The sequence below is a fragment of the Kitasatospora sp. NPDC089913 genome (assembly GCF_044748625.1).
Lineage (GTDB): Bacteria > Actinomycetota > Actinomycetes > Streptomycetales > Streptomycetaceae > Kitasatospora.
Genome location: NZ_JBIVGI010000031.1, coordinates 50505 through 73658, shown reverse-complemented (window position 1 = coordinate 73658; position 23154 = coordinate 50505). Strand labels below are relative to the sequence as shown.

At 75.0% G+C, this 23154-nt stretch carries 21 protein-coding genes; 6 read left to right on the top strand and 15 right to left on the bottom strand.

The window, feature by feature from the left end; all coding sequences use genetic code 11:
* The first annotated feature begins 49 nt into the window (after nucleotides 1–49).
* Nucleotides 50–316 (top strand): hypothetical protein, encoded by a 267-nt coding sequence (locus tag ACIPYS_RS33690; protein ID WP_093861417.1) that lies wholly within the window; start codon nucleotides 50–52, stop codon nucleotides 314–316.
* Nucleotides 317–321: 5 nt separating this feature from the next.
* Entirely contained in the window at nucleotides 322–630 is a 309-nt protein-coding gene (locus ACIPYS_RS33685; RefSeq protein ID WP_400753412.1) for a hypothetical protein, read from the top strand.
* Here the strand turns inward: ACIPYS_RS33685 and ACIPYS_RS33680 are convergent.
* Together ACIPYS_RS33680 and ACIPYS_RS33675 are read right to left on the bottom strand one after the other, a co-directional pair.
* Nucleotides 620–1444: an isocitrate lyase/phosphoenolpyruvate mutase family protein gene (locus ACIPYS_RS33680; protein ID WP_093861415.1), complete on the bottom strand. Its 825-nt coding sequence runs from the start codon at nucleotides 1442–1444 to the stop codon at nucleotides 620–622. The genes ACIPYS_RS33685 and ACIPYS_RS33680 overlap by 11 nt on opposite strands.
* Nucleotides 1445–1457: 13 nt before the next feature.
* On the bottom strand, nucleotides 1458–1961 hold the full coding sequence (locus ACIPYS_RS33675; RefSeq protein WP_400753409.1) for a carboxymuconolactone decarboxylase family protein: 504 nt from the start codon (nucleotides 1959–1961) through the stop codon (nucleotides 1458–1460).
* Between the two features lie 585 nt (nucleotides 1962–2546).
* Between ACIPYS_RS33675 and ACIPYS_RS33670 the strand changes: the two genes are divergently transcribed.
* Nucleotides 2547–3344 (top strand): NRDE family protein, encoded by a 798-nt coding sequence (locus tag ACIPYS_RS33670; RefSeq protein ID WP_400753406.1) that lies wholly within the window; start codon nucleotides 2547–2549, stop codon nucleotides 3342–3344.
* Nucleotides 3345–3416: 72 nt separating this feature from the next.
* Here ACIPYS_RS33670 and ACIPYS_RS33665 read toward each other — a convergent pair whose 3' ends face one another.
* Nucleotides 3417–3917 (bottom strand): hypothetical protein, encoded by a 501-nt coding sequence (locus ACIPYS_RS33665; RefSeq protein ID WP_093861412.1) that lies wholly within the window; start codon nucleotides 3915–3917, stop codon nucleotides 3417–3419.
* A gap of 114 nt (nucleotides 3918–4031) precedes the next feature.
* On the bottom strand, nucleotides 4032–5921 hold the full coding sequence (locus ACIPYS_RS33660; protein WP_400753402.1) for a protein kinase: 1890 nt from the start codon (nucleotides 5919–5921) through the stop codon (nucleotides 4032–4034).
* 143 nt (nucleotides 5922–6064) lie between these two features.
* On the opposite strand from ACIPYS_RS33660, the gene ACIPYS_RS33655 reads away from it, so the two are divergent.
* The gene (locus ACIPYS_RS33655; protein WP_400753399.1) at nucleotides 6065–6646 is read left to right on the top strand and encodes a GNAT family N-acetyltransferase; all 582 of its coding nucleotides are present in this window, start codon (nucleotides 6065–6067) and stop codon (nucleotides 6644–6646) included.
* Between the two features lie 1015 nt (nucleotides 6647–7661).
* On the opposite strand, the gene ACIPYS_RS33650 is transcribed toward ACIPYS_RS33655, so the two are convergent.
* The 4 genes from ACIPYS_RS33650 to ACIPYS_RS33635 form a co-directional block, all read right to left on the bottom strand.
* On the bottom strand, nucleotides 7662–8465 hold the full coding sequence (locus tag ACIPYS_RS33650) for an alpha/beta fold hydrolase (RefSeq protein ID WP_400753396.1): 804 nt from the start codon (nucleotides 8463–8465) through the stop codon (nucleotides 7662–7664).
* A complete protein-coding gene (locus ACIPYS_RS33645; protein WP_400753474.1) occupies nucleotides 8462–9757 on the bottom strand; it encodes an RNA polymerase sigma factor in 1296 nt (431 codons plus the stop codon). Before ACIPYS_RS33645 ends, ACIPYS_RS33650 begins: the two co-directional genes overlap by 4 nt.
* Before the next feature lie 113 nt (nucleotides 9758–9870).
* The gene (locus ACIPYS_RS33640) at nucleotides 9871–10245 is read right to left on the bottom strand and encodes a YciI family protein (RefSeq protein WP_093861408.1); all 375 of its coding nucleotides are present in this window, start codon (nucleotides 10243–10245) and stop codon (nucleotides 9871–9873) included.
* 224 nt (nucleotides 10246–10469) lie between these two features.
* Nucleotides 10470–11363, bottom strand: a complete 894-nt coding sequence (locus ACIPYS_RS33635; protein ID WP_400753392.1) for a sigma-70 family RNA polymerase sigma factor — start codon at nucleotides 11361–11363, stop codon at nucleotides 10470–10472.
* 96 nt (nucleotides 11364–11459) lie between these two features.
* Here ACIPYS_RS33635 and ACIPYS_RS33630 point away from each other — a divergent pair, with 96 nt between their 5' ends.
* Entirely contained in the window at nucleotides 11460–11954 is a 495-nt protein-coding gene (locus ACIPYS_RS33630; protein WP_231977710.1) for a carboxymuconolactone decarboxylase family protein, read from the top strand.
* A gap of 6 nt (nucleotides 11955–11960) precedes the next feature.
* Here ACIPYS_RS33630 and ACIPYS_RS33625 read toward each other — a convergent pair whose 3' ends face one another.
* Nucleotides 11961–12935 (bottom strand): hypothetical protein, encoded by a 975-nt coding sequence (locus ACIPYS_RS33625; protein WP_159424960.1) that lies wholly within the window; start codon nucleotides 12933–12935, stop codon nucleotides 11961–11963.
* Between the two features lie 84 nt (nucleotides 12936–13019).
* On the opposite strand from ACIPYS_RS33625, the gene ACIPYS_RS33620 reads away from it, so the two are divergent.
* Nucleotides 13020–14690, top strand: coding sequence for a PLP-dependent aminotransferase family protein (locus tag ACIPYS_RS33620; protein WP_400753389.1), 1671 nt, complete (start codon nucleotides 13020–13022; stop codon nucleotides 14688–14690).
* 18 nt (nucleotides 14691–14708) lie between these two features.
* Here the strand turns inward: ACIPYS_RS33620 and ACIPYS_RS33615 are convergent, their stop codons facing one another.
* The 6 genes from ACIPYS_RS33615 to ACIPYS_RS33590 form a co-directional block, all read right to left on the bottom strand.
* Nucleotides 14709–14951, bottom strand: coding sequence for a DUF6126 family protein (locus tag ACIPYS_RS33615; RefSeq protein ID WP_093861404.1), 243 nt, complete (start codon nucleotides 14949–14951; stop codon nucleotides 14709–14711).
* 31 nt (nucleotides 14952–14982) lie between these two features.
* Nucleotides 14983–15657 carry a helix-turn-helix domain-containing protein gene (locus ACIPYS_RS33610; RefSeq protein ID WP_400753385.1) on the bottom strand — a complete coding sequence of 225 codons (675 nt, stop codon included), beginning with the start codon at nucleotides 15655–15657 and terminating at the stop codon, nucleotides 14983–14985.
* 194 nt (nucleotides 15658–15851) lie between these two features.
* A complete protein-coding gene (locus ACIPYS_RS33605; protein ID WP_400753471.1) occupies nucleotides 15852–17591 on the bottom strand; it encodes a pyruvate dehydrogenase in 1740 nt (579 codons plus the stop codon).
* Between the two features lie 118 nt (nucleotides 17592–17709).
* Nucleotides 17710–20121 (bottom strand): glycoside hydrolase family 65 protein, encoded by a 2412-nt coding sequence (locus ACIPYS_RS33600; RefSeq protein WP_093861402.1) that lies wholly within the window; start codon nucleotides 20119–20121, stop codon nucleotides 17710–17712.
* Nucleotides 20118–20900 carry an HAD family phosphatase gene (locus ACIPYS_RS33595; protein WP_173862091.1) on the bottom strand — a complete coding sequence of 261 codons (783 nt, stop codon included), beginning with the start codon at nucleotides 20898–20900 and terminating at the stop codon, nucleotides 20118–20120. The genes ACIPYS_RS33600 and ACIPYS_RS33595 overlap by 4 nt, the downstream gene beginning before the upstream one ends.
* 204 nt (nucleotides 20901–21104) lie before the next feature.
* The gene (locus ACIPYS_RS33590; protein ID WP_400753380.1) at nucleotides 21105–22925 is read right to left on the bottom strand and encodes an LCP family protein; all 1821 of its coding nucleotides are present in this window, start codon (nucleotides 22923–22925) and stop codon (nucleotides 21105–21107) included.
* Between the last annotated feature and the right edge of the window lie 229 nt (nucleotides 22926–23154).

Sequence of the window (23154 nt, the reverse complement as noted above, 5' to 3'; positions counted from 1 at the left end):
GCCGCGCGGGCCGCGGTGACCTCGGGGCGGCCGGGTCGTTGGGGGGTTCATGAAGAAACTCGCCACCCTGGCCGCCCTGACCGTGGCCGGTCTCGCCGCCGCCGTGCCGTCCGCGTCCGCCGCCACCTCGACCGCGGCGTCCCCGGACGCGCTCGGCGGCCTGTCCAACGGGATGACCCTCTCCCCCGCCGACCTCCTGCTGCACGAGGCGAAGGACCTGCCGGTGGTCGGCGGCACGGCGAGCGAGATCGAGGCCATCGGCACCAACCAGATGAGCCACCCGGGCCTCAGCGGCGAGATCGGGCACGGCCTGTGAGCGGCGTGCGGCGGCCCACCGCGCTCCTGCTGGCCGCGCTGGCGCTGGCCGCCGCACCGACCGCAGCGTTCGCCGCGGACTCCGGCTCCGGTGCCGACCCGGGCCCGGGCTCCGGCTCGGCCTCGGGCTCGGCCTCGGGCTCCGGTGGCGCGGCGACCGGCCCGGACTTCGCGGCCGCCGCGGCCTGTCTGCAGGAGTTCGCGGCCGTCCCCGCCCTGGGCAGCCACGGCGCCGGGCCCACCACCTGCTCCAACGGCAACATCGTCAACCACGCCATGGGCACGCTCGGCACGCTCGGCGCGCTCACCGGCTGACGAACAGCCCCTGCAACTCCCCGTAGTCGAGCCCGCCGTCGAGCGCGGAGTACGTTCCGTCCCCGTACACCTCCTCGGCGGCGCGGCGCACCGCCGCGTACGCCGCCTTCGCCAGGCCGGGTCCCAGACTGATCCTGGCCACCCCCAGTGCTGCCAGCTCCGGCACGGACCGCGCGCCCGGGCCCGCCAGTACATTGAGCGGCGCCGGGACGGCCCCGACCAGTGCGGCGATCACCGCCGGGTCGGACACCCCCGGGGCGAACACGCCGTCCGCGCCCGCCTCGACGTAGGCCCGCAGCCTGGCCACCGCCTCGTCCAGCAGCTCCGCCGGGTCCGCGGTGCCCCCGGCGTGCAGGAAGACATCGGTGCGGCCGTTGACGAACAGCGGCACTCCGGCCGCGTCCGCCGCCGCCCGGGCCGCGGCGATCCGCTCGGCCGCCTCGGCGACCGGCCGGCCCCCGTCCTCCAGGTTGACGCCGACCGCGCCGGTGGCGAGCAGGGCTTCGACCGTCCCGCCGACACCCGCCGCGGTCCCGGCGAACCCGCTCTCCAGGTCCGCCGTGACCGGCAGCGGGCCGGCCGCGCGGACGATCAGCTCCGTCTGTGCCAGCACCCGTGAGCGGTCGGCGCCCTCGCCGTCGGGGCTGCCGAGCGTCCAGCTGACGCTCGCGCTGGCCGTGGCGAGGGCCCGCGCCCCGGCCGCCGCGACCAGCCGGGCGCTCGTCGCGTCCCAGACGTTGGCGAGCACCAACGGATCGCCGGGGCGGTGGAGTTCACGCAGGGAGCGGGCCTTCTCCCGCTGCTCGACCGTCATCCTCCGCCGCCCGCTACTTCGCGGCCGGGCTGAGCCGGGTGCCGACGCCGATCCGGTTCCAGGCGTTGATGGTGATGATCAGCGCGATCAGCTGCGCCAGCTCGGCCTCCTCGAAGTGCGCGGCCGCCTCGTCGTAGACGGCGTCCGGCACATGGCCCTGGGTGAGCAGGGTGAAGGACTCGGTCAGTGCCAGGGCGGCGCGCTCCTTGGCGGTGAACCACGGGGTCTCGCGCCAGGCCGGGAGGGAGAGCAGGCGGTGGTTCTGCTCGCCCTGGCCGAGGGCGTCGGTGCTGTGCATGTCGATGCAGAAGGCGCAGCCGTTGATCATCGAGGCGTGCACCTTGACCAGCTCGGCGAGGGCCGGGTCCACGCCTTGGCGGGCCCGGCGGTCCAGGCTGATCATCGCCTTGTAGAAGTCGGGGGCGAGGTCCGGCAGCGAGATGCGCTGGGCGGGCGCGGGGACCGGGGTGTCGGCGGGGGCGACGGGGGTGACGGGGGTGTTGTTCGTGGTCGTCATAGCGCTCAGCCTAGGGGCGTGGTGGCCTGGCGGTTCGGTACGTTCGGGCACGAAAATCGTGGGCCACTCCAGCGGCGGGTACTTGCTGCCGACCGCCCTCCGCCGCTCTCTCCCATCCCCCTGCGTGCGCGCTCCACACTTTGCAAAGTGTGACTTTGCAAAGTGCGGAGAAGAGCGGGGAGGGCGGCGAGGGGTGTGAAAGGGTGGAAAATGCCCTAATCAGGGCGGCTTAAGGGGCAGGGCTCGGGTTGCGCGCACTTTGCAAAGTGAACTTTGCAAAGTGCGCGGAGCATGGGGCGCGGAGCATGGGGCGCGGAGCATGGGGCGGGTCGGGGCCGGGCGAAGGGCCCGGGAGCATCCCGGGCGCCCCGAGCTTCCTGGGCCTCCTGGGCGTCCGGCGTGTCCGGACGCCCAGGAGGCTCAGGACACCGGGAACGCTCAGGACACCCGGGAACACTCAGGACGCCCGGAGCGCCCGGAACACCGTCGACGCCCGGGCGCCCGGCCCCCTCCCGATCGACGAACAGGCGTGCGAGGATCGCGGGGAGGGCGAGGTCAGGGGGACTGGACGTGTGTACGGCGTTCGTGAGCATCGAGCCGTCCGCGGCGGTGCCGGTACTGCTGCTGTCGGTACGGGACGAGTACACGGGACGGCGCTGGTCGCCGCCCGCCCACCACTGGCCGGCGCAGCCCTCGGCGGTCGGCGGGCTGGACCTGGTCGCGGGCGGGACGTGGCTCGCGGTGGAGCCGGGCAACACGGACTCCGGCGCCTCCGGACCGGTCGCGGCCTGCCTGCTGAACGGATTCGGCACCTCGGCACCGGAGGCCGCCCGGCTCTCGCGCGGTGAACTGCCCCTGCTCGCCGTCCGCGGCGGCCGGATCGACGCGCTGGACCTCGACCGGTACGACCCGTTCCACCTGGTCGTCGTCCGCCCCGACGGCGCCCGGGTGCTGAGCTGGGGCGGCGGGACCGGCGGCCGGCTCGTCGAGCTGGAGCTGCCGGCCGGGCTGAGCGTCGTCCTCAACGACGGACCGGAGGGCCTGGCCGAGAACCGCACCGCCTCCGAGCGGATCCGCGCCCTGATGGCCGCCCGCGCCGCCCACTTCCGGGCCCGGTTCGAGGCCGAGCCCCGTCCGCTCCCCCTGCTCGGCACCCCGGACACCGAGCGGGCCTGGGGCAGCTGGCTGCCGGTCGTGACCGGGGACGGTCTGCCCCTCGACGCGCCCGCCGCCCTGGTCCAGCGACGCGACTTCGGGAACGGCCGGATCTGGGGCTCCTCCTCGATCTCCCTGCTCGCCCTCGGGCCGGAGGGTGTCCGCTACGACTTCGCCCCGGCCCCGGTGGGACCGGGCGGCGACGGCTGGCGACGGGTGGAACTGTGAGCGGATCCCAGTGACAGGCGGACGGCGGGCGCCGAGTGGCGTTGACCGCCACTCGGCTCCGTTCACCGTCGCTCACGCCTCGGCACGGGCCTCACGCCAGCGCCTCGCGACGACATCGCTGACGTAGTACACGAACTCGCTGCCCCGGCCCTCGCCCGCGGGCACCTCGGTCCACCACATGGGCCAGAACTCCCGCTCGTAGTGGGCCTTCAGGACGCGGGTGAAGCCGGACAGGGCTCCGCGCAGCCGGGTGCGGTCGAGCTTCAGCGCCCCGGCCAGGTCGCCGTAGCCGACCCGGGTACCGGGCTGCTCGGCGAGGATGTCGAGGATCGCCACGACCACCTGGACGGAGTCGCGGCGGTCGCTGATCAGCGTGCGGAGGTCCTCGACGGTCCACTCGTCGCGCCGGCGCTGCTGCTCGCCCTGCGGGGACCTGATCGCGAGGTCCCCGGCGGTGGGCGCGGCGGCGGCACCCGCGGTGACGCCGCTGCGCTCGGCGATGAACGCGTACACGGCCGGGACGAGGTGGGCCGGCACCGGTACCGACACGTACTCCGGGTTCTCCTGGGACATGACTGGGTCCTCCCCTCCTGCGGCCGCCCCCTGCGGTCGGCCGCAGGACGATCCTGGCACACCGTCAGCGCCGACGTCCAGCCCTTAACACCTACTAGTAGCTACTAATGGCTGCTAGGGGATGCGGAACTCCTGGGACTTGTTGCCGGGGGTGCAGGCGGTCATGGTGAGCTGGGCACCGACACCGTTGTCGGTCAGGCAGTTCTGGCCCATGTAGTCCTTCAGGTAGAAGGCCCCCGGGACGGTGGCGGCCGTGACCGTCCAGTTGGTGAGGAAGCTGAAGCCGTTGGACAGCGCCACCCGGCCGTCCATCTCCTGCACCAGGACGGGGGCGCTCAGCTTGCAGGGGTTGAACTGGTGCCAGCTGCTGGGGACGGTGTGCACCCAGCCGTAGGCGGTCGCACCGCCCATGACCACGGCCTGGCCGCCGGTGAGGCTGTCCTGGGACAGGCCCATGCGGAGACCGTCCCCGACATTGGTGATGTAACCCCAGTTGGTACCGCCGCAGCCGCTCGCCGGAGCACCGCCGGGGGCGGTGGCCGGGGGCGACGCGGTGGCCTGGGGCGCGGTGGCCGGGGCTGCGGACAGTGCGGCAGGGGCGGGCGGTTGGGTCTGAGCGGCTGTCTGCTGAGGTGCTTGCGAAGCACCGGGAGCCGACGACGGGGACCCGCCCGGCCGGGACGCGGAGGTCGACGGCGGGGCGGTGGGGGGCGGAGTGGGCTTCCCGGTCGGGGCGGCCGGGGCGGCCGCACCGGTCGGCACGCCGGACTGGGCACCCGGGACGGTCGGGACGGCGGGCGGCGTCGGCGAAGGCGCCGGGGGCGGGCCCCCGGTCGGCGACGCACCCGCCGGCCAGGCGGTCATGGTCACCGTGACCGCGGGCGGCGAACCCGGCTCCTGGGCCTGCGAGGTGAACGGCCCGCGGTCGACGAGCAGCGCGGTGGCCGTACCGACCGAGATCACGATCGGCAGGACCACCGGCACCAGGAAGCCCCGCCTGCGCGTCCGCCCGGCCGGTTCCGTGCTCGCCACGGGGGCCACGGCGGCGACCGGTTCCGCGACCGCCTCCTCCATCGCCGGTGGGTCCGTGGGGACCGGCTCCGCGGCCGCGGGCTCCGCGACCGCGGACGCCGGGAGCACCGGGAGCACCGGGAGCACCGGCGGACCCTCGCCGCCCGCCGCCGCCCGGGCCGCGGCCGCCATCGCCGCCGCGTCGGCGAACCGCTCGCCCGGGTCCTTCGCCAGCGCCGTCGCGACGAACGCGCGCACCGCCGCCGGGATGTCCCCCGGCAGCTCCGGCGCGGGCTCGCGCAGATGCTTGAGCGCCACCTCCAGCATGCCGCCGCCGGTGAACGGCGGCCTGCCGACGAGCAGTTCGTAGCAGACCACGCCGATCGCGTAGAGGTCGACGGCCGGGGTGACGGCCTTGCCCTCGGCCTGTTCCGGAGCCATGTAGAGCGCGGTGCCGATCACCGCGTGCGAGGCCGTGAGTCTGGTCCCGGCCATGGACCGGGCGATGCCGAAGTCCGTGACCGTCACCCGGCCGTCGGCCCGGAGCATGAGGTTGGACGGCTTGACGTCGCGGTGCACGATGCCGCGCCGGTGGGCGGCGTGCAGGGCGTCCAGGGCCTCGGCGAGCAGTCCGAGCGCCCGGGCGGGCGGGAAGGCGCCGTCCGCGGCGAGGACCCGGTCCAGCGGCCGGCCGTCGACCAGTTCCATCACCAGGTACGCGAGACGGTCGCCGTCCGCGTCCGGCGGCTCCTCCTCGCCGTAGTCGTGCACGTCGACGATGCCCTGGTGGTCCAGCAGGGCGAGCAGACGCGCCTCGCGGCGGAAGCGTTCGGCGAAGGTCACGTCGGCCAGCAGCGCCGGGTGGAGGATCTTCACCGCCACCGGCCGCCCGAGCACCGAGTCCTCGGCCCGCCAGACGGCGCCCATCCCGCCGCCGCCGATGCGCCCGGTCAGCGTGTAGCGCCCGCCGAGCACGGTCCCCCGACCGGTCATGACCGCCCCCGTGTCCTACTCGAACGAACTGTCCGTCGGCCGACCAGTCTGCCACGCGCCACTCGGGCCACGGCACCCCCATCGACCTGCGGTGCCACGGCTGTTGACCAGGCGTCGGCCGCTCCGCCGGATACGATTGCCTGATGAACGACACCATGGTCCTGCCCGTCGATGCCGACCCGTCCGCCCCCGCCCTGCTGCTCCGGCCCTGGCGGAACGAGGACGCGCCCGCGCTCGTCGAGGTGTACCGGGACCCGGTGCTGCGCCGCTGGACGACCTCGGTCGTCGACGACGAGGCGGACGCGCTCCGCTGGGTCGGCACCCAGCAGGAGGCCTGGGCGGCGGGACACCGGTTCGCCTTCGCCGTCCTGGAGGCGCTGCCGGGCGCGGAGCCGGGGCCGCCGTTGGGCAACCTCGTGCTCAAGCGGGTCTCGCCCGGCGGGCACACCGCCGAGGTCGGCTACTGGACGTCCGCCCCCGCCCGGGGCCGGGGCATCGCCCCGCGCGCGCTGGAGGCGCTCACCGGCTGGGCCTTCGACACCCTCGGCCCGACCGGACTCCAGCGGCTCGAACTGTTGCACCAGGTGGACAACACCGCCTCCTGCCGGGTCGCGGAGAAGAGCCGGTACGCCTTCGACCGCGTCCTCACCGCGGCCCCGCCCGCCTACCCCCTCCAGGGCCATCTGCACGTCCGGCTGCGATCGACCCCCGAACAGCTCCGGTAGCGCAACGGCTGCCCGGCGCCCTGGGCGGCGCGGGAAGTCGGCGAGGTCGACTTCCCGCACCACCCAGGAGCACCGCACCCGCACCCGCACCCGCCGCGCCTCGGGGCCGGCCGGGACACGGCAGCGAGTAAGCCGCGCACAGAAAGTCGGTGCGCCCGACTTTCCACGCCACCGCACCGCCCCGCACCGCACCGTGAGGAAACCTTTCCGGACGACCCGGCGACCCGGCGACCCGGAGGCCCGAGGACCCAACGGCCGGACGGCGGCTGCGCAGGAAGTCGGCGACGTCGACTTCCCGCACCACCCAGGAGCACCACACCCGCACCCGTCACCGCCGCACCCCGGTGCCGGCCGGGACACGGCAGCGAGTAAGCCGCACAGGAAGTCGGCGCGCCCGACTTTCCACGCCACCCGCACCAAGAGGAAAGCTTTCCGCACGACTCCGCACGCCCCGGCGACCCGAGAACCCAACGGCCGGACGGCGGCTGCGCAGGAAGTCGGCGAGGTCGACTTCCCGCACCACCCAGGGGCACCACACCCGCACACGCCACCGCCGCGCCCCGGGGCCGACCGGGACACGGCAGCGAGTAGGCCGCGCACAGAAAGTCGGTGCGCCCGACTTTCTGTGCCACCCGCACCCAGAGGAAAGCTTTCTGCACGACGCGGCGGCCCGAGAACGCAGCAACCGGGCGGCGTCCGTGCAGGGAGGCAGCAGCATCCACCTCCCGAACGGAATCGGCGCCGCACCCCCGAGGACCCGGACTCGGCACCCACGCAGGAAGTCGAGCACACCGACTTCCCGCACCACTCAGGGGCACCGCACCCGCACCCGTCACCGCCGTGCCCCGGGGCGGGCCGGGACACGCCAGCGAGTCGACCGCACCAAGAGGAAACCTTTCTGCACGACTCCGCACCCCGGAGGCCCGAGGACACAGCGGTCGCGCAGGAAGTCGAGCGCGCCGACTTCCTGCGCGGCGCGCGCGGGGAGGGCCGGTGGCGGCGGGTCAGCGGCGGGTCAGTGGCGGGGGGCTCCGGCGGCGCAGAACTCCTCGAGCAACTCCGCCAGCGCCTCCGGGCGTTCGAGGTGGAGGTCGTGGGTGGTGCCGGGGACGCTGGCCAGGACGGCGTCGGGGCGGTCGCGGTGCATGCGGTCGAGCTGCTCGGCGTCGATGATGGTGGACTGCGCGAGGACGAGCAGGGTGGGGCAGGCGATCCGGCCCCACTCGGCCCACCAGGAGCGATGGGTGTTGTCGGTCAGGGCCGCCACCATGATGTCGGGGTCGAAGCGCGGGTGCCGGCCGTCGGCGCGTTCCTCCAGCCCGGCCGCCCATGCCTCGCCGACGGGGCCGCCGCCGAGGAATTCCACGGCGGCCGACAGCGTGGCGAACGGGGCGGGCCAGGAGGCGAACCAGGCGCCGATGTCGGCGACGGTCCCGGCCGGAGTGGCGGCCGGTCCGGCCTCGACCAGCACCAGGCGCTCCACGAGCTCCGGGTGCGCGGCCGCGGCCAGCATCGCGGCGTGCGCACCGTAGGACTGGCCGAGCAGGGTCACCGGGCCGAGGTCCAGTTGCCCGATCACGGCGGCCACGTCGGCGACGTGGGCCGCCCGGGAGACGTCGGCCGGGCGGCGGGTGCTCGCGCCGTGGCCGCGCTGGTCGACGGTGACCACCCGGAACCGCGTCCCGAGGTGCCGGGCGAGCGGGTCCCACTCGCCCCCGTACCCGGCGAGTCCGTGCAGCAGGAGCAGCGGCGGGCCGTCGCCGCCACGGTCGTGGCAGACGAGGGTGACGTCGTCGCGGATCACGGTGCGTTCGGTCATCGGTGGTCGGTCTCCGGTCGGTGGTCGGTCCCCGGTCGGTGGTCGGTCCCCGAAAGCCCCCCGGCCTCCAGCCGGCGCGCCCGCTCGGTGAGGTGCCGGCGTTCGGGGGCGCTGGTGGTGCGGCGGGCGGCCTCGCGGTAGGCGGTGGCGGCCGCCGGGTCGCCGAGCAGTTCCAGCAGGTGGGCCCGGGTGGCGAGGAGGCGGTGGTGGCGGGCGAACCTCCGGTCCTCCGCCAGCGGGGCGAGCGCGGCCAGGCCGGCCGCCGGCCCGTCCACCAGGGCGAGGGCGACGGCCCGGTTGAGGGTGACGAAGGGGTTCGGCCCGAAGCCCTCGAGCACGTCGTAGAGGGCCAGGATCTGCGGCCAGTCCGTGGAGTCCGCGTCCGGCGCCTCGTCGTGCACGGCGGCGATCGCGGCCTGGACCTGGTACGGGCCGACCGGTCCGCGCGGCAGGGTCCGGCCGATCAGGGCCACGCCCTCCTCCAGCAGGGGCCGGTTCCACCGCGAACGGTCCTGCTCCGCCAGCGGCACCAGGACCCCGCCCGGGCCGGTGCGGGCGGGCCGGCGGGCGTCCGTGAGCAGCATGAGGGCGAGCAGTCCGGCGGTCTCGGGGTCGTCCGGGACCAGCCGGAGCAGCAGCCGGGCCAGCCGGATCGCCTCGGTGGAGAGTTCCGGGGCGGTCAGGTCCTCGCCGTCGCTGGTGGTGTAGCCCTCGTTGAAGATCAGGTACAGGACCTGGCGGACCTCGGCGAGGCGCTCGGCCGGCTGCCGTGCGGGCAGGCCGGAGGAGCGGACGGTCTGCTTCGCGCGGCTGATCCGCTGCGCCATCGTCGCCTCGGGCACCAGGAACGCGGCCGCGATCCGCGCCGTCGTCAGACCGCCGACGGCGCGCAGGGTGAGGGCGATCCGGCTGGGTGCGGACAGGTCGGGGTGGCAGCAGAGGAACAGCAGGTGCAGGGAGTCGTCCCGGTCTGCGTCGGCCGCCGCGTCGGGGGCGGGGCCGAGCAGGGCGGACTGCGGGGTGGCGAGGGCGAGGGCGTCCTCGCGGCGGCGGCGGGCCGCCTCGCTGCGGACGGTGTCGACCAGCCGCCGGGAGGCGACCGTCACCAGCCAGCCGCGGGGGTTGTCCGGCACGCCCTCGGCCGGCCACTGGGTGGCGGCGGCGATCAGCGCCTCCTGCACGGCGTCCTCGCAGGCGTCGAAGAGGCCGCGGCCGTAGCGGCGCACCAGCGCCCCGAGGGCCTGCGGCGCGAGTTCGCGCAGCAGACCCCCGAGGTCGCCCGGTCCGCCCAGGCCGCCCGGTCCGCCCGGTCCGCCCGGTCCATCCGGTCCGCCCGGTCCGTCCGGTCCGTCCGGTCCGTCCGGCAGCCTCTCGGGGCCGTCCGGTCCGGGGAGTGGGCCGCCGCTCACACGTCCGCCGCGTCGGGGGACGGGGACTCGTGCAGGACCGGCCACAGCTCCACCGGGTCGACGTCGGCGAAGGGCATGTCGGCGGCGATCCGCTGGGCGCGTTCCAGGCTCTCGCAGTCGAGGAGGTAGAAGCTGGCCAGGTACTCCTTGGTCTCCAGGTACGGGCCGTCGGTGACGACGGGCAGGCCCTCGGCGCGGCGGACCAGTTGGGCGGCGGCCGCGTCGGCGAGGCCGTAGGCGCCGAGGAGTTCGCCGGTCTCCCGGTACCTGGTGTTGAACGCCTCCTGCTTGGCGATCGCCGCCGGCCACTCCTCGGCCGGGAACGCGTCCCACTTGGCCTGGTTGCCGTAGATCATCGCGATGTACTTCATCTCGGGTGTCCTCCCGGTCCGTGCGCTCCGTTCGGGGCGCTCTCACCCTTCGGTCGGAGCGGAGCACGCCACCTCGACATCCCAGGAGCAGGATCTTTTCGACATCCTGCCGGACGGAGCGGCGGGGAGGCAGGGGTCCGGCGCCGCGGGGAGGCAGGGGGCCGGCGCGCCGCCCCCGCCGCCGGCCGGGCGGGCACCCGGTCGGCGGCGGGGGGGGCACCGCGTCAGCCGGCCGTCAGGCCGAGCCGCTCCAGACGCTCCGGGTCGGCGAAGATGTGCAGCGCCGTGACCTTGCCGCCGCGCACGGTGAACACCGCGAGCGAGACCGGGCGGCCGTCGGTGAAGGTGGCCACCGCCGGTTCGCCGTCGACCAGCAGCAGGCGCGACTGTCCGTCGAAGCGCGAACCGAACGCGCTCGCCCCGGCCGCCACGTTCCGGGCGCCGCGCCGCAGCACCGCCGGGCGCAGCGCGCCGGCGTCGGTCCTGGCCACCACGTCGGGGTCGAGGACGGCGAGCAGCGCCTCGAAGTCCCCGCCGCGGGCGGCGGTCAGGAACGCCTGCACCACCTCGCGGCGCAGCGCCAGGTCGCTGTCCGGCGCCGGTGCGGCGCCCTGGACCCGTCGCCGGGCGCGGCTGGCGAGCTGGCGGGTGGAGGCGGAGGTGCGGTCGAGGATCGGGGCGATCTCGTCGAACGGCACCGAGAACATGTCGTGCAGGACGAAGGCGAGCCGCTCCGCCGGTGCCAGCGTCTCCAGGACGATCATCAGTGCGATGCCGACCGAGTCGGCCGTGAGTATCTCCTGTTCGGGGTCGAGGGCCCGGAGGCCGCCGATGACCGGATCGGGCAGCCTGACCTCCTTGCCGTCCTGGTGCTCCAGCGGGTCCTCGCGGCGGGCCACCCGCGAGCGCAGCAGGTCCAGGCAGACCCGTCCGACCACGGTGGTCAGCCAGCCGGCCAGGTTGGCCACCTCGCTGACGTCGGAGCGGCTCAGTTTGAACCAGGTCTCCTGTACCGCGTCCTCGGCCTCGCTCAGCGAGCCGAGCATCCGGTAGGCCACCGCCCGGAGATGGGGCCGGTGCTCCTCGAAGCGGTCCGCCAGAAAATCTTCCCCGTCCACCTGTCACATCCTCGCATCGGGATCCGTCGGTTCTTTGACGGACGTTAACCGCTCCGCGTGACGAGGACGCGGACGACCCAGACCGAGGAGCCACCGATGACCACCAACGCGACCGCCCGCGCCACCACCCACACCGCCCGCATGAAGAACCCCGCCATGGTCCTGCCGGACGCCATGAAGGGCATCCAGAGCATCTACAAGGCGATGTACCAGGGCGGGGTCCCGCACCGGATCCTGGAGCTGGTGCACCTGCGGGCCAGCCAGATCAACGGGTGCAGCGCCTGCGTGTTCGCCGGCGTCACCGGTGCCAAGAAGGCCGGTGAGACGGACGAGCGGCTGCACGCCGTCGCCGCCTGGCGGGAGGCGCCGTTCTTCGACGAGGAGGAGCGGGCCGCACTCGAACTCACCGAGGCGGCGACCCGGATCGCCGACCGTTCCGGCCAGGCGGTGCCGGACGCGGTCTGGGACGCGGCGGCGGACCACTTCGACGAGGAGCAGCTCTCGGCGATCATCCTGATGATCGGGCTGACGAACTTCTTCAACCGGATCAACGCGACGGTCCAGGAGCCCGCCGGCGCGACCTGGGGCTGATCCGGGTCAGGCGTGGGGGCCGCGGGCGGAGGTCGGGGGGCGGCGCGGGCCGCGGCCGGACGGGCCCGAGCCGCCGACCGGTCCGGTGCCGCCGACCGGACGCGGGCGCGGCGGGCGGGCGGCGCCGAGGGCGGCCTGGCGGCGCTGGATCTCCCGCCAGATCCGCGGCGGGCAGGGGCCCTGCGGGTGGTCGGAGAGGAAGCTGTCGTACGGCACCCGGCGCGGGGCCAGCCCGATCTCCACCCAGGAGGCCTTGCCGGTGCGGTCCCAGCCCTCGTTCTCCATCCGGATGTAGTCGTCCCGGTGGTCCTTGTCCTTGCTCGTGATCTGCAGCACCTCGGCGTAGCCGGACCGGGTGCCGACCACGACGCAGTAGTGCCGGGCGGCCTCCGCCCGGTCCCGGAACGGCACCATCGCCACCCACACCTCCCCCGCCGACGGCCGGGTGACGGTGGTGGTGCGCGTGGCGGAGCGCCCGGTGCCGGTGCGGGCCGGGCGGACCGGCGGCCGTTCCAGCAGGTCGCCGGCCCAGGCGCGGAGCGAGGTCCGCCAGCCCCAGGCGAAGGCGCCGACCGCGAGGCACTGCAGGGCGTAACCGTTCGCCGAGGCCGGGTCCTGGGTGCCGAGGAGCTTCGGCACCGCGTACGCGCCGACCAGGTGGGCGAGCAGCGAACAGGCGCCGGCCAGGACGGCGGCCCGGACGGGCAGCACCCAGGGCGCGACCCGGCGGCGGCGCCGGGACGCCTGCCGGTCGAGCAGCAGCGCGACCGCGTACGCGATGCCGGCCAGGACCGCGTACTGCCCCGGGGTGACGTGCTGCGGCGGGCTCTGGGCCGCCATCAGGGCCGGTATCAGGACCGGTACGGCCAGCGGGTAGCCCAGTGCCCCGCAGCACAGCAGCGCCAGGAAGGCGCCGAGGCAGCCCCCGCGACCGGGGCGGCGCCGCCGCGGCACCGCCGAACTCCCGTACTGGCCAGCCATGTTCGCCACCCCCACCGCGGTCGTGCGTCCGGCGCAATGTATCGGAGATCCGCGGGCCGCGGGGAGCGCGGGGATAATCCCGCCATGAGCCGCCCCCGAACGACCCCCGGCCCCGTGCCGAGCGCCCCCCGGAACGCTCCCGACACCCCCCGGAGCGCCCCCCGGGACAGCTCCGGGGCCTCCGGCGACGCGCCCCGCGGCGGCCGCGGCGGCCGGGTCCGCGACAACGCCCCGTGGACGGCGTTCGGCGGCGACCTGCACCTGGACCTCGGTGAACGCCGGGCCGCCGGGGCCGGGCTGCGGGCCGCCCTGGAGGACGCGCTGCGCGAGGCCGTCCAGGACGGGCGGCTCGCCCCGGGCACCCGGCTGCCGTCCTCCCGGGCGCTGGGCGAGGACCTCGGCATCGCCCGCAACACCGTCGTCGAGGTGTACGGGCAGCTGACCGCCGAGGGCTGGCTCGGTGCCCGCCCGGGTTCCGGCACCACGGTCGCCGAGCGCGCCGCGCCCCGGCCCGCCGGGCGCCCCGTCACCGTCCGCGCCGACCGCCGGCCCACCGGGCGGCACGACCTGCTCGCCGGACGGCCCGACCTCTCGCTGTTCCCGCGCAGCGCCTGGCTGGCCAGCGCCCGGCGGGCGCTGGCCGTCGCCCCGCACGACGCCTTCGACTACGGCTCGCCGCTCGGCCGGATCGAGCTGCGGCGGGCGCTCAGCGACTACCTGGCCCGGGTCCGGGGCGTGCGCACGGATCCGGACCGGCTGCTGGTGTGCGCCGGCTTCGGCCAGGGCCTCGGCCTGCTGGCCGCCGCGCTGCGCGGGCGCGGGGCGGGCCGGATCGCGGTCGAGGGCTACGGGCTGCCGCCGCAGCGCGAGGTCCTGCGGGCGGCCGGGCTCGGCCTCGTCCCGCTGCCGCTGGACCGCGACGGGGCGCGTACCGATCTGCTGGACGGCCCGGGCGGTGGCGCGGAGCCCCCGGGGGCGGTGCTGCTCACCCCGGCCCACCAGTTCCCGACCGGGGCGGCGCTGGCCGCCGACCGGCGGGCGGCGGCCGTCCGCTGGGCCCGGGAGCGGGACGGGTACGTGATCGAGGACGACTACGACGGCGAGTTCCGCTACGACCGGCAGCCGCTGGGCGCGATGCAGGCACTCGATCCGGACCGCGTGGTGTACGGCGGCACCGCCGCCAAGAGCCTGGCCCCCGGTCTGCGGCTGGCCTGGCTGGCCCTCCCGGACGAGCTGGTGGAGCCGGTCGCCCGGCTCAAGTCCCTGGCGGACACCATGAGTCCGGTGACCGACCAGCTCACCTTCGCCGAGCTGATCACCTCGGGCCGCTACGACCGGCACGTGCGGCGCTGCCGGCTGCACTACCGGCGCCGCCGGGACCTGCTGGTCGCGGCGCTCGCCGAGCGGGCGCCGCGGGTGCGGGTGACCGGGATCGCCGCCGGACTGCACGCCGTCCTGCAGCTGCCGCCGGGCTCCCGTCCGGAGGCGGAGCTGCTGGAGCGGGCCCGGGCGGCCGGCCTGGTCCTCAGCGGGCTCGACTGGTACCGGGCCGGGCCGGACGCCGAACGGGCCCCGGAGCCGCCCGCCGCGCCGGACGCCCGGCCGGACACCGCTCCCGGGACCGCTCCGGACGCCGCCCCGGACTCCGGAGCCCCGGGGGTCGCTCCGGCCCTGGTCGTCGGCTACGCGACGCCGTCCGACCGCGCCTTCCCGGCCGCCCTGGACGCCCTCTGCGGGATCCTCCGCGAGAGCTGAACAGCCCCCGGCGGCGGGCTACTTGTTGCGGTTTCCCAGCTCGAAGAGGAGCAGGATGAAGCCGGCGAAGGCATGGGTGGCGACGGTGTAGATCACCAGGCGGACGCCGATGCGGCGGTTGGCCTGCTTGCCCGCGTCGATGGTCTTGGCCGGCTTCTCGCGCACGGCCGCGACGGCCGGAGGGGCGGGGACTGCGGCGGCGGGCACAGCGGCGGCGGGGGCGGACACGGCCCCGGTCTCGGTGGTGGTGGGATCGGCCATGGGGATCTCCTCCGGATGTCCTGACGTCGGGTCAGTGGTGCGGGGCGGCGGGGCCGCCGCCGAGACAGAGTTCGCCGCCGGGGCTCTGCAGCAGGGTGTGCATGAAGAGCAGCTCGACCCCGGACGAGGAGTCGGCGGCGATGCAGTGCGGCGTGAGCGAGTCGAAGTGCGCCGAGTCGCCCTCGTCGAGCAGGTGGACCCGCTCGCCGAGGGTCAGCCTGAGCCGGCCGCGGAGCACGTACAGCCACTCCTCGCCCGGGTGGACCCGGACCACCGCGTCCTGCACGCCCGGGGGGACGTGCACGCGCAGCGCCTGCATCGCCCGGCCGGGCGCGCCGGCCCGCCGGTAGCCCCAGCCGCCGGCCCGGCCCGGTTCGATCGCACCGCCGCGCACCACCGGGTCGGGCTCGGTGAACGCCTCGCCGAGCAGACCGGAGACGGAGGTACCGTAGGCGCGGGCGAGGCCGAGCAGGACGGGCAGCGAGGGCTGCCGGCGCCCGGTCTCCAGCCGGGACAAGTAGGCTGGGGAGAGACCGACCCGGGCGGCGGCGACCTCGAGGGTGAGGCGGCTGCCGAGCCGGTGCTCGCGCAGCCTCGCGGCGAGGCCGGCCACCTCCGGCGTCTCGTGCTCGTCCGCGGGGGCGACCGGGACGGTGGCGGCGGGAACGCCGGGTTCGGCGGGCGGACCGGCTGGGCTGGTGGTCATGTGCCCAGTGGACACCTCTTGTGCCGCTCGGGCAAAACTTTTTGCCCATGAGGCAAATCACCCCGTGAGCCCGAACCACCCGGCGCCGGCACCTCCGACGACCGGGGCCTCCGGCGGCCGCCCCCCGACGACCGGACGTCCGACGACCGGCACCCCCCGACGACCGGCGGCGGACCCCGCCGCCGGGGCGGGCCCTACGGCCGGGGGATGTTCCGCAGATTGGACCGGGCCAGGTCGATCATGCGCCCCACCCCGCCCGACAGCACCGTACGGCCGGCGGCCAGCGCGAAGCCCTTCAGCTGGGCCGCGGTGATGTGCGGCGGCACGGACAGCGCGTTCGGGTCGGTGACCACGTCCACCAGAGCCGGGCCGGGCCGTTCCAGCGCCTCCGCCAGAACCTCCCGCACCCGCGCCGGCTCGGTGACCCGCTTGGCCGGGATGCCCATCGCCCGGGCGATCCCGGCGTAGTCGACGTCCCCGTTGTCGACCTCCGACTCCGGGTAGCCGGACACCAGCATCTCCAGCTTGATCATGCCGAGCGCGCCGTTGTTGAAGACCACGGTCTTCACCGGCAACCGGTGCCTGGCCACCGTGAGCAGCTCGCCGAGCAGCATCGACAGCCCGCCGTCGCCCGACATCGCCACCACCTGCCGCCCCGGGAAGGCGAGTTGGGCGCCGATCGCGTGCGGCAGCGCGTTGGCCATCGACCCGTGCAGGAAGGAGCCGATGACCCGGCGGCGCCCGTTGGGCCGCAGGTACCGGGCGGCCCAGACGTTGTTCATCCCGGTGTCGACGGTGAAGACCGCGTCGTCGGCGGCCACCTCGTCCAGCACCGAGGCCACGTACTCCGGGTGGATCGGCAGGTGCTTCGCGATGTCCCGGGTGTAGGCGCCGACCACGTCCTCCAGCGCCCGGCAGTGGCGGCGCAGCATGTCGTCGAGGAAGGTCCGGTCGGTCTTGCGCTCCAGCAGCGGCAGCACCGCCCGCAGGGTGGCCGGGACGTCGCCGTGCACGGCGAGGTCCAGCGCCGTCCTGCGGCCGAGCCGGGTGGCGTCGTGGTCCACCTGGACGGTGCGGGCCTGGGGCAGGAAGGAGTCGTAGGGGAAGTCGGTGCCCAGCAGCAGGACGAGGTCGGCGGAGTGCAGGGCCTCGTGGCAGGCGCCGTAGCCGAGCAGGCCGCTCATCCCGACGTCGTACGGGTTGTCGTACTGGATCCACTCCTTGCCGCGCAGGGAGTGCCCGACCGGCGCGCACAGGGTGGCCGCGAGCTCCATCACCTCGGCGTGCGCGTCGCGGACGCCCGCGCCGCAGAACAGCGCCACCCTGGGCGCGGCGTTGAGCAGCCGGGCCAGCTCCTGCACCTGGGACCAGGGCGGGGCGGCGACGGCCCGTTCGGTGAGGAAGTGGCTGCTGCCGGTCGGGGCGGCGGCGGGCAGCGCCGCCACGTCGCCGGGGAAGGCCAGCACCGAGACGTCCCGGGCGCCGAGGGCGTGCTGGATCGCGATCCGCAGCAGCCGGGGCATCTGGGCGGCGGTGGAGAGCATCTCGCACCAGCCGCTGCAGTCGGTGAACACCCGCTCCGGGTGGGTCTCCTGGAAGAAGCCGGTGCCGATCTGGCCGGAGGGGATGTGGGAGGCCAGGGCGAGCACGGGGACGCCGCTGCGCTGCGCGTCGTAGAGGCCCTGGACGAGGTGGGTGTTGCCGGGGCCGCAGGAGCCGGCGCAGACCGCGAGCCGGCCGGTCAGCTCGGCCTCGGCGGCGGCGGCGAAGGCACCGGCCTCCTCGTTGCGGACGTGCACCCAGCCGATGCCCTCCGTCCGGCGGATGGCGTCCACCACGGGATTCAGGCTGTCGCCGACCACGCCGTAGACCCGCTCCACGCCGGCCTGCCGGAGCACCGCCACCATCTGCTCGGCCACACTCACCACGGGGATCTCCTGCTGCCGGGGACGCACGACACCAGCACCCTCCGCCGCCCCGCCGCCCCCCGCACCCGGGGGTGGCCCGTAGGGGTGAAGGGGGCGACGGCGGAGGGCGCCCGGAGAGCGCGGTCTACTCGGCGGCGAGGTGGTCCGGGCCGGAGGAGATGCGGCCGCCGGGCACGCCCGCCTGGGGCTGGCGGCGGGCCGGTTCGCGGCCGGGCGGCTGGGCGCAGCGCTCCTGGGAGGGCGGCGAGGTGGTCGGCAGCGAGACCGGTTCGCCGGCCTTCACCTGCACCGGCTCCCCGTCGTGCCGCAGGTGGATCACGTCGCCCCGGCGCAGCGTGTACGTGGTCTCGTCGTGGTCGATCCGCACCGCGAGCAGCTTCCCCCGGATCAGCAGCGAGAAGCCGATCCGGGTCAGCCCGGCCGGCAGCCTGGGCCGGAACCACAGCGCCTCGCCGTGGTCGCGCAGTCCGCCGAAGCCCGCGACCAGCGCGATGCAGGCACCGGCGAGCGAGGCCATGTGCAGGCCGTCCCGGGTGTTGCCGCCGAGGTCGTGGAGGTCCATCAGGGCGGCCTCGGCGGTGTAGTCGTAGGCGAGGTCGAGCTGGCCGACCTCGGCGGCGATCACGGCCTGGGTGCACGCGGAGAGCGAGGAGTCGCGGACGGTCAGCCGCTCGTAGTAGGCGAAGTTGCGGGCCTTCTGCTCGTCGGTGAACGCGTCGCCGCGGACCTGCATGGCGAGCACCAGGTCGGCCTGCTTGACCACCTGCTTCCGGTACAGGTCGAAGTACGGGTAGTGCAGCAGCAGCGGGTAGTTCTCCGCCGGGGTGTTCTCGAAGTCCCAGACCTGGTGGTCGGTGAAGCCGTCGGCCTGCGGGTGGACGCCGAGGTCGGCGTCGTACGGGACGAACATCGCCGCGGCGGCGTCCCGCCAGGCGGCCGTCTCCTCGGTGTCGACGCCGAGCGCGGCGGCCTCGCGCGGGTGCCGGGCGGCGGACTCGGCGGCGGCGAGCAGGTTCGTCTGCGCCATCAGGTTGGTGTAGACGTTGTTGTCGGCGACGGCGCTGTACTCGTCGGGGCCGGTCACGCCCTCGATCCGGAACCGGCCGGCGGCGTCGTGGTGGCCGAGCGAGCGCCACATCCGGGCCGTCTCGACCAGCAGTTCGAGCCCGTACTCGCGCTCGAACTCGACGTCCCCGCTGGTCCGGACGTAGCGGGCGACGGCGACCGCGATGTCCGCGCCGATGTGGAACGCGGCGGTGCCGGCCGGCCAGTAGCCGGAGCACTCCTCGCCGCGGATCGTCCGCCAGGGGAACACCGCCCCGGCCAGGCCGAGCTGGACCGCGCGCTCGCGGGCCATCGGCAGGGTGGTGTGCCGCCAGCGCAGGGCCTGGGTGACGGCGGACGGCAGGCAGTAGGTGAGCACCGGCAGGACGAAGGCCTCGGTGTCCCAGAAGCTGTGCCCGTCGTAGCCGGGGCCGGTCAGGCCCTTGGCCGGGATGGCGCGCTCCTCGCTCCGGGCCCCGGCCTGGAGGACGTGGAAGAGGGCGAACCTGACGGCCTGCTGGAGTTCGACGTCGCCCTCGATCTCGACGTCGCTGGTCTCCCAGAACTCCTCGAGGTAGGCGGCCTGTTCGGCGACCAGGTCGTCCCAGCCGGTGTACCGGGCGGCGGTCAGCGCGGCCTCCACCTGGTCCCGGACGGCGGGCAGCGAGCGGGTCCCGGACCAGCCGTAGGCCATGAACTTCACCAGTCGCAGCCGCTCGCCGGGGCGGAGCACGGTGGTGACGCTGATCCGGCAGTGGTCGTCCTCGGCCTCGGCGACGGTGTCCAGCCGGTCCGGCCCCTCGATCACGTGGTCCATGCCGGCGGCGACCCGGATGCCGCTGTAGCGGGTGCGGTGCACCAGCACCGCCTTCGTCCCGCCGGCGTGGCTGGCCTCGGCGAGCAGCGGGGCCTCGAGCACCGCGGCGGCCCTGGGGTCGCCGTCGGCGCCGCCGGGCAGTTGCTCGTTGGCCACGAGTTCGCTCTGCAGCACGATCCGCACCGGGGCGTCCACCGCCTCCACGGTGTACTCGACCGCGGCGACCGCCCGCTGGGTGAGCGAGACCAGCCGGGTGGAGTCGACCCGGACGGTCCGCCCGGCCGGGGAGGTCCACTCGGCGGAGCGCCGCAGCAGGCCGTCCCGGAAGTCCAGCCAGCGGCGGTGGGAGACCAGTTCGCCGTAGCGGAGGTCGAAGGGCTCGTCGTCGACCAGCAGCCGGACGATCTTGCCGTTGGTGACGTTGATGACGCTCTGGCTGGACTCCGGGTAGCCGTAGCCGCCCTCGCCGTAGGGCATCGGGCGCAGCTCGAAGACACCGTTGAGGTAGGTGCCGGGCAGGCCGTGCGGCTCGCCCTCGTCGAGGTTGGCGCGCAGGCCGATGTGGCCGTTGGAGAGCGCGAACACGGATTCGGCGCGGGCCATCGAGGTGAGGTCGAGGCCCGGTTCGACGACCTGCCACGGGTCGACGACGAAGGGTTGCTCCTGACCGGTCATGCCGGTGTCTCCTCGGGCTTGCCGGGGGCCTGCGGCCCGGGGTCGGGGATCAGTTCGGCGAGGTCCCGGACCACCACGGTGGCGCCGTCGCGGCGCAGTTCGGCGGCCTGGCCGACCCGGTCCACCCCGACCACCGCGCCGAAGCCGCCGGCCCGGCCGGAGGCGACCCCGGCCAGCGCGTCCTCGAACACGGCGGCGTGCGCGGGCTCGACGCCCAGGGTCCGGGCGGCGGCCAGGTAGGTGTCCGGCGCGGGCTTGCCCGGCAGTGCGTCCCGGGCGGCGACGAGGCCGTCCACGATCACGTCGAAGTAGCCCTCGATGCCCGCGGCGCGCAGCACGTCCCGGCAGTTGGCGCTGGACGAGACCACGGCGGTGGGCAGGCCGAGCGCGCGCAGCCGGCGCACGTAGTCGACGGAGCCCGGGTACGGGGCGACGCCCTGCTCGCGGATCATCCGCAGCACGGTGTCGTTCTTGGCCCGGCTGACGCCCTGCACGGTGCGGGCGCCCGGCGGGTCGGCGTCGGTGCCCTCGGGCAGCTCGATGCCCCGGCTGCCGAGGAAGGCGCGGGTGCCGTCGAGTCTGGGCCGCCCGTCCACGTAGGCGTCGTAGTCGGCGACGGCGTCGAAGGGGGTGAACGGCCCGCCGGTGCGGGCGGCTTCGGCGCGCAGGAAGGCGTCGAAGGTGTCCTTCCAGGCCGCGGCGTGCACCGTGGCGGTCTGGGTGAGCACCCCGTCGAGGTCGAACAGGAAAGCGCGGATGTCGTCCGGTAGCCCCAGCATGGGTGCAGTCTTACCCGCCGGAGCGCGTTCGACCGCCCATTCCCGGCGGCGCGTCGCGGGAACGGGCGGCGCGGCGGCCCGGGCGGGCCGCCCGGGGCCCGGGATGCGTCCGGGGCACCGGGGGCGTCCCGGGCCCCGGGGGGAGCGTGGGGACCGGGGGAAGTCCGGGGCGGAGGTGCGCGCGAGGACCGGGGCCGGGGCGGATCAGCCGCCGGAGCCGTAGGTGGTGTTGTCGCAGATGTTGTCGTCCGCCGAGCGGGCGTCGGCGACGATGCTGCTGGGCAGCGGCTGGGGCACGGCGGGGGCGGACGGGGCCGCCCCCGAGGCGCTGCCGGAGGCGCCCGGGGCGGTGGCGCCGTTGGCCGCCGCGAAGTCCTTGCCGACGATCACGGTGATACCGGCCGAGGTGCCGGGCTCGACCACCGCGCCGGGGAAGACCGCGGCGACCTTCTCCGCGTTCGCCTTCTGCCCGGAGCCGTACTGGACCATCGTGGTCGTGTACTTGAGGTTGTCCGCCCGGCCGACGGCGGTGGCGGTGAACTTGGCCGCCTTCAGCTGCTCGGCCGCCTTGCCGGCCATGCCGGTGGCGCTGGTGCCGGTGTAGACCGACACCTTGATGCTCTTGGTGTCGGCGAGCGGGGAGCCGGCCGCAGCGGCGTGCGCCACGGCCGCCGGGGTGGACGCGGTGGTCGCCGCCACGGCCGGCGGGGCGGTCGGGGAGGGGGCCTCCGCGGGCTGCTCGCCGGTGGCGTTCTGGCCGTCGATGGTCTGGTCGGCCTTGAGGGTGTCCCAGAGCTTCTTGGCGTCCGCCTGGACGATGTCGATGTTGGCGTCCACGGTGCGGTAGCGCCAGGGCAGGGTGACGAACTTGAGGTCGTGCAGGTCGATGTTGCGCAGCGAGAGGCCGAAGGACATCAGCTTGTCGGCGCTGTCGAGGCCGGGGTCGACGGTGAGCGAGCTGGTGGCGGCGTTGGCGAGCGGCAGCAGGGTGGTCGGGTTGAGCCCCTGCTTCTTGATCTTGGACGCCAGCGAGCTGATGAAGGCCTGCTGGCGCTTCATCCGGCCGATGTCGGAGCCGTCGCCGATGCCGTGCCGCAGCCGCACGTAGTCGAGCGCCGGCTGGCCCTCCACCTTCTGCGGGCCCTTCTTCAGGACCACGGCGCCCTTGGCGGGCAGCTTCTCGTTGAGGTCCTTCTCGTAGATGTCCTCGGGCAGGCAGACGTCCACGCCGTCGACCGCCTTGGTCATCGCCGAGAAGCCCTGGAAGTCCACCACCATGGTGTGGTCGACCCGGATCCCGGTGAGCTTCTCCACGGTGTTCTGGGTGCAGGCGGGGTTGCCCTCGTCGGTGCCGCCGGTGGAGAAGGCCGCGTTGAACAGGTCGCTGTTCGAGCCCTTGGTCCACTTGCCGTTGGGCAGCTTGCAGGACGGTATGGCCACCATCGCGTTGCGCGGTATCGAAATTCCCACCGCGTGCTTGTGGTCGGCGTAGACGTGCAGCAGGATCGTGGTGTCCGAGCGGGCTCCGCCGTCCTCGCCGCCGCCGAGGTCGGAGTTGTTCTTGCCCCGGCTGTCGGAGCCGATCAGCAGCAGGTTGACGGGCTTGTTGCCGTCCGCGTCGGCCTGCGCCTCCGGCGGGCGGTCCTTGGCGATCGCGTCCGCGTCGAAGGACTTGATGTTGCCGTTCAGCTGGTAGTAGATGAGCCCGCCGGCGCCCGCCAGCAGCACCAGCACACCGGCGGCGGACCAGGCGACGATCTTCTTGACGTCCCGCTTCGGCTTGCGGGCGGCCGCCCTGGCCGCGGCCCGTCCGCCGCCACCGGCCGGAGGCGGACCGGCCTTGGCCGGACCGGCCTTGGCGGCCTGGCCCTGTTTGCCCTGGGCGGCCCGTCGGGCCTCGGCGCGGCCACCGGCCCGGGGCCCGGGCACCGGGGCACCGGGCGTACCGCCGGCGGCACCGTCAGCCGTGAGCGCACCGGGCGCGTCGTCACCGCGAGCCGGACCCTCGCCCCACTGACCAGACATGCCTGAACCTTTCACCGGCGGACGCTGCGCCCACTACGACCGGACGCACTGCACACAGAGAGACGGTCGAGACCGCTCCCGGGTTGCACGTACGACGGTCGCAATAACCGACGAACGCCCCCGGCCGCGCCGTCCACGGCCCTCCGTGCGGGTCCGATGTCCCCCAACGAACCCGGTTTGGATCATACAAACCGATCGTCAGAACGCATCGTTCGCATGCTCTGCGTCA